7 protein-coding genes are annotated in these 5,779 nt (G+C 64.0%); 1 reads left to right on the plus strand and 6 read right to left on the minus strand.

Annotation, left to right across the window (positions count from 1 at the left end; translation table 11 throughout):
- A partial coding sequence (locus tag ACXJ7R_RS23270) for a hypothetical protein (RefSeq protein ID WP_457153892.1) occupies positions 1-837 on the plus strand: 837 nt, incomplete at its 5' end.
- A 2-nt stretch (positions 838-839) separates the two neighbouring features.
- Here the strand turns inward: ACXJ7R_RS23270 and ACXJ7R_RS23275 are convergent.
- The 6 genes from ACXJ7R_RS23275 to ACXJ7R_RS23300 all read right to left on the minus strand — a co-directional run bounded on the left by ACXJ7R_RS23275 (position 840) and on the right by ACXJ7R_RS23300 (position 5,667).
- Complete coding sequence (locus tag ACXJ7R_RS23275; protein WP_457153893.1) at positions 840-1,643, minus strand: TrmH family RNA methyltransferase; 804 nt, start codon at positions 1,641-1,643, stop codon at positions 840-842.
- Positions 1,644-1,810: 167 nt separating this feature from the next.
- A complete protein-coding gene (locus tag ACXJ7R_RS23280; RefSeq protein WP_457153896.1) occupies positions 1,811-2,155 on the minus strand; it encodes an ArsR/SmtB family transcription factor in 345 nt (114 codons plus the stop codon).
- 141 nt (positions 2,156-2,296) lie between these two features.
- Entirely contained in the window at positions 2,297-3,094 is a 798-nt protein-coding gene (locus ACXJ7R_RS23285) for a HugZ family pyridoxamine 5'-phosphate oxidase (protein ID WP_457153897.1), read from the minus strand.
- Between the two features lie 30 nt (positions 3,095-3,124).
- On the minus strand, positions 3,125-4,300 hold the full coding sequence (locus ACXJ7R_RS23290; protein WP_457153894.1) for a CaiB/BaiF CoA transferase family protein: 1,176 nt from the start codon (positions 4,298-4,300) through the stop codon (positions 3,125-3,127).
- A gap of 6 nt (positions 4,301-4,306) precedes the next feature.
- Entirely contained in the window at positions 4,307-5,068 is a 762-nt protein-coding gene (locus tag ACXJ7R_RS23295; RefSeq protein ID WP_457153895.1) for a 3-hydroxyacyl-CoA dehydrogenase, read from the minus strand.
- A 62-nt stretch (positions 5,069-5,130) separates the two neighbouring features.
- Positions 5,131-5,667, minus strand: a complete 537-nt coding sequence (locus tag ACXJ7R_RS23300) for a GNAT family N-acetyltransferase (protein WP_095091689.1) — start codon at positions 5,665-5,667, stop codon at positions 5,131-5,133.
- Positions 5,668-5,779: the final 112 nt, after the last annotated feature.

The raw sequence follows: 5,779 nt of genomic DNA on the forward strand, positions 1-5,779 counted from the left end.
GAGAAGAACCAGGTACTGAGCGAACTGGGGGCCACGAGCGAAATGCTGCGGCAGCGGGAGGACGAGTTGCACCGTCTGTCGGACCGGCTCAAGGAAACTGAACGCAAGCTGGAGAAGCGCGCGCTCGAGCTTGAAAAGCTGGAGAGCATGTATGACGACGCCAGCTTCTCCTCCAGCAGCCGACAGATCGAACTCGTGGCGCGCGAATCCGAGATGCAGAAACTTGCGAGCGACATTGCGTTGCTGCGCGGCCAGCGCAAGGAGGCGGACAGGCGCGGCCAGGAGATCGCGGCCGAAAGCAAGGCTGCACGCGATGCCGTGAAAGCCGAGAAGAAAAAGACCGCCGACCTCGACAGGAAGGTCGAACGGCTGCTGGCCACTCTTGCCGATCGCGAGGACAAGCTCGACCGCCGCGAAAAGGAACTGGCGCGGCTGCGAGAAAAGTCGAAAGCCGAGGATACCACGCCGGCTCTGCGCCTGGTCGGCAGGGCCGGCGATGTCGCCAAGAGCGATGACGTCGACAAGGCTATCGCCAAGCTCGACAGCGACCGTGAGCGGCTCGAGGCGAGGCTGACGGTGCTGGCGCGCGAGAACAAGCAGCTGAAGGCGGATTTGACCGCGCTGGTCGTGTCCAATCCCGCGGATGGCAGCTCCGCCTTGCGCGAGCAGATGAACGAACTGGCAGCGGAGGTCGTCCACCTGACGGCCAAGCTCGAGGGACCTGATTCGCCGATCGCCAAGGCATTGGCAGTACCCTCGGATGCACGCTCCGGCAATGGTGAGCGCAGCCTTGCAGATCGCGTGCGGGCGCTGCAGGACGCGGACGCAGCAAGCTGAAATCAGTTCCTGTTTGCCGAGAAATGATGCAGCGCGATGGCTGACGCCGCCGCGACGTTCAGGCTGTCGAAGCCCTCCGACATGGTGATCCGTACCGTCTGCAAGCGCGCGAGCAGGCTTGCGGGCAGGCCTTCACCCTCGGTGCCGAGATAAAGCGCAAGGCGCTCGCGCCGCGGCGCATCGCGAATGTCGGTCTGCCCGCTCGGCGACAGCGCAAACTGGCCATAGCCGCGGCGGTCAAGCGTTGCCGTGAAGCCGGCGGCGTCGGTGAACGACGCGAAGGGAATTTTGAGCGCGGCACCGACGGAAACCCGGATCGCCTTGCGGTAGAGCGGATCGCAGCATGTCGCATCCATGAGGACCGCATCGGCGCCAAAGGCGGCGGCGTTGCGGAAGATTGAACCCATATTGTCGTGGTTGGCGATGCCGACAAGCACCACGATCAGCCTCTGGGCCGGCAAGGCATCGAGCAAGGCCTCGGCGGATTGCGGTGTCCCCTTGCGACCGATGGCCAGGATGCCGCGATGCATATGAAACCCGGCGATTGCATCCATCACCGCACCGGTGGCGACATAGACCGGCAGGTCCGCCGGCGCCTTGCTCAGGATGCCTTCGAGGCCGGCCAGCCGGTTTTCCAGGACAAGCACCGATTCGGCGCCAAAACGCCCAGACGAGAGCAGCAGGTCGAGCACCACCTTGCCTTCGGCGACGAAGCGACCTTGCCGGCCGGCGAGGTCTCGCTCGCGGATATCGAGGTAGGCGGCAACGCGCAGGTCTTGCGGGTCGACGATGCGAATGGGATCCATGCGTTCCTCGTGGTCACCGCAGCCGCCCGAAAATCCGCACGGATTGCCGGCGCTCACCGTCGGCTGGGAACCACGATGCGACAATTCAGGACGATCAGCCACCCCTGTGCGCCCGGATGGACGCACATCGCCCTGAAAGCGTTGCGAGGTAAGTGGCTACAGGACGGTCAGGTTCCGGCGCGGCGCAAACGGTGCGCCATCTGGGAGAGGTCCTCCTTGCCGCTGCCGAAAATGCCGTCCAGCATGCCGAGCAGTTCGCGCACGGCATCGGATTTGCAGGAGTAGTAGATCATCTGCCGATCGCGACGGGTTTCGACGAGGTCCAGCGCCCGCAACTTGGCCAGATGCTGCGACAGGRCGGATTGGCTGAGCATCACCTTTTCGGCGATGGAGCCGACCGACATTTCACCGTCGATCAGATGGCTCATGATCAACAGCCGTTTCTCATTGCCCATCAGCATGAGAAATTCGGCTGCCAATCCGGCATTTGCGATTAGCTTAGACGAGACCATCGATCCCCCATGCTTTTTGATCATCCTGACGCCATGGGGGCAATGGCATCTGATTCCATAAACTCAGTTGCGTATAGCCGCTGCGATTCAGCGTCACTGACAAAAGGTAGAGCATTTCGTTCAAATCTCAAGTGTTGCTTTTTATCTAATGTAATTAAGCCCAGTCTCCGTGTCGGCCGCGGCCCGTCCGTTTCTGGCCATTTCGACCAGAACAGGCCGCAATTCGCGTGCCGCCTGCAAAGTTTTCGGGAAGAAAACCCGGGAAACATCGTCACCCGACACCAGATCCATACCATCGGCATCGAATCCGGCAATAATCCAGCCGTTGCCGGACACTTTCGCGAAATGCTGTGCATAAACGGCAATCGCGTCGAGATGGTCGGCGTTCATATGGTCGATGGCGGATTGTTCAGTCGCCGCAAGTTCCTCGACGATCGGTCCGCTGGTGAGCAGACCCGGTCGATCGAGCTGATAGGCCTTGCCGAAGCCGCCGTTGAGGCTGGCGCGTTGCGGCTCGAGGCGGAAGATCGAAAAGTCGCCGAGACCGGCGTAGAGTTTCGCCTTGGGATTGCGGTTGAGATAACGACGCTCGCAACGGGCGTGCTCGCTCGATCCGCGCTCACGCCGTTTCGCCTGGCAGACCAGTGACAGGCGCGGGTGCGCCAGCGGGTCGCCCTTGCCGGGTTCGCCAAGCAACAGGCAACAGCGCGCATCGGCAAGCAGCGCGCCGGTGTGCGCCGAGAGCATCGACACCAGGATCAGCGGCGCGCCGTCGATGTCGGTGGCCACGCCGACCCTGCTGGCCAGCGGCGAACCTGTCTGTGGTTCGATCACCGCCAGCGCACCAAAGCGGGCGCTGCGCAAAAGTGTCTTGGCCAGTCGGACCGCCTCGGCATCCGTCTCGCGGATTACGTCCTTCTTCGGCTCGTCCAAAGGCATCACCACAATAAGTTGATCTTCCTTCTCCGCTTATCTGTCAAACAAACCGGATTCGACAAGGTCGTCAATCTCGTTTTTCGAAAACCCGAAACGTTCAAGCACTGTCGACGGGACGAGATCATTGTCGGCGGGCTTGGTCGCAACTGTCGGCCGCGAGCCGGAGAAACGCGGCGCCGGGGCCGGGCGCTCAAATCCATCCGCCGCTACAAAGGCATTGCGCGCCCGATTGTGTGGGTGATGCTTCGCCTCCTGCAGCGACAGGACGGGGGCAACGCAGGCATCGGTTTCGGCAAACAGCCGGTCCCAGTCGTCACGCGATTTCTGCCGGACCCGGTCGGCAATGGCGGCGCGCATCGGTGGCCACAGTGCCTTGTCGTACTGGCCGCGTGAAAAGCGCTCGTCGAGCGGCAGCAGCCTGGCGAATTCGGCGAAGAATTGCGGCTCGAGGCAGCCGATGGCGACATGGTGTCCGTCTGATGTCTCATAGGTGTCGTAGAAAGGGGCGCCGGAATCGAGCAGGTTCGCGCCGCGCCTGTCGCTCCACAAGCCGGCCGCCATGAGCGCATGCAGGGGTGCCGCCAGCATCGAGGCGCCTTCGACCATCGCGGCGTCGATGACCTCGCCCTTGCCCGTGCGCGAACGTTGGAAAAGGGCGGCGAGCACGCCGGCAACCAGCATCATGGCGCCGCCAGCGTAGTCGGCGACGAGGTTGAGCGGCGGGACAGGACGGCCGCCGGCGTGGCCAACTGCGTGCAGCAGGCCCGAATAAGCAAGGTAGGTGATGTCATGGCCGGCGCGGCCCGCGAGCGGCCCGTCCTGGCCGAAGCCGGTCATGCGGCCGTAGATCAGCGCCGGATTGTGCGCCAGTACCGCTTCCGGACCGAGCGCCAGCCGCTCCATGACACCGGGGCGAAACCCTTCGAGCAACATGTCCGCCCTTTCGGCAAGGCGCAGCATCAGATCGGTGCCTTCCCGGCGTTTCAAGTCGAGGTGCAGGATGGCGCGGCCGTGACGGTCGATGTTGTATTCATCCGACATCGACGGGAGAGGCCGGGTCGTCCCCGCCCGTTCGACGCGCAGCACTTCGGCGCCCATCTCCGACAGCATCAGGCCGGCCAGCGGCACGGGACCAAGCCCGGCCATCTCGATCACCTTCAGTCCGGCAAGTGGACCGGTCTTCCCGGCAGTTGACAGACCGGCGCTCACGACCGGCTATTTCGGAGCCATGCGAATGGCGCCGTCGAGACGAATGGTCTCGCCATTCAACATCTGGTTTTCGATGATATGCAGCGCAAGCGCCGCATATTCGGATGGCTCGCCCAAGCGGGACGGGAAGGGCACGGCGGCGCCCAACGAATCCTGCACATCTTGCGGCATGCCGGCCATCATCGGCGTCTTGAAGATGCCGGGCGCGATGGTGCAGACGCGGATGCCGGAACGGGCGAGATCGCGCGCCACCGGCAGTGTCATGCCGACGACGCCGCCCTTGGAGGCTGCATAGGCGGCCTGGCCGATCTGGCCGTCATAGGCGGCGACAGAGGCGGTGTTGACGATGACGCCACGCTCGCCGCCTTGCAGCGGGTCGAGCTTCGCGGCGCGGTCCGCGACGAGGCGGATCATGTTGAACGTGCCGATCAGATTGACCTCGATCACCTTGCGGTACTGATCGAGCGGATGCGGACCATCCTTGCCGATCGTCTTCACGCCGATGGCGATGCCGGCGCAATTGATCAGGATACGCGGCTCGCCAAGCTTGGCCGCGACCTCGGCAAGAGCGGCAGTCCCACTATGGGCGTTGCTAACGTCGCACTGGACGGCAATACCGCCGATCTCGGCCGCGACCTTCGCCGCGCGATCGATACCGACATCGAAGATGGCGACGCGGGCGCCTTTGGCGGCCAGCGCGCGCGCCGTAGCCTCGCCAAGACCGGAGCCGCCGCCGGTAATGATCGCGATCTGGCCATTCGGGTTCATGCCGACATCCTTTTAATCTTAGGGACAGTGGGACGGATCAGGCGCCAGATCGACCGGGAAGGTCAAGCCATCGCTGCGATATGGTCGCCAACCCTGGCCTGATCGGCGTGGCAGACCTCGCCCGAAAGCCTGGCGACCGCGCCCGGCGCGATCTCGTGCGACAGCAGCCGGTCAAGATCGACGGGGCGCGGCATCGATATCTGGCCGCGCGGAATGCGCTTGAAACCGAGCGGTCCGTAGTAGGGCTCGTCACCAACCAGCATCACGGCGGGCGCGCCGGCCTTGGCGGCCGCCTCCAGCGCGATCGCAACCAGCCGACGGCCGATGCCGAGGTTCTTGAAGGCTGGCCGCACCGCAAGCGGCCCAAGCATCAATGCGCGGCCGGCACCGGCGGCGATGCGGGTCATGCGCACCGAGGCGACGACGAGGTCGCCGTCGACGGCGACGAACGACAGCGAGCGTTCGTGCCCGCCGGCCTCGCGGATCTTGTAGGCGGCCAGCACGAAACGGCCGGGCCCGAAGGCTTCGTCGTTGATCGCTTCGATCTGGAGGTCATGCGCCGGGGTTTCCGGCAGGTATTTCACGTCGGCAAGGCTCATGGTCTTTGCGTTCCGATAGGGAGGAAAGGTTTGCTGCAAACGGCAGCATTCGCCAGTCAGCGCTTCATCAAGCGCGGGCGCCCTTTCGTCGTCGGTCAAACCGGATCAAAGC

Source organism: Mesorhizobium sp. P5_C1 (assembly GCF_054049815.1).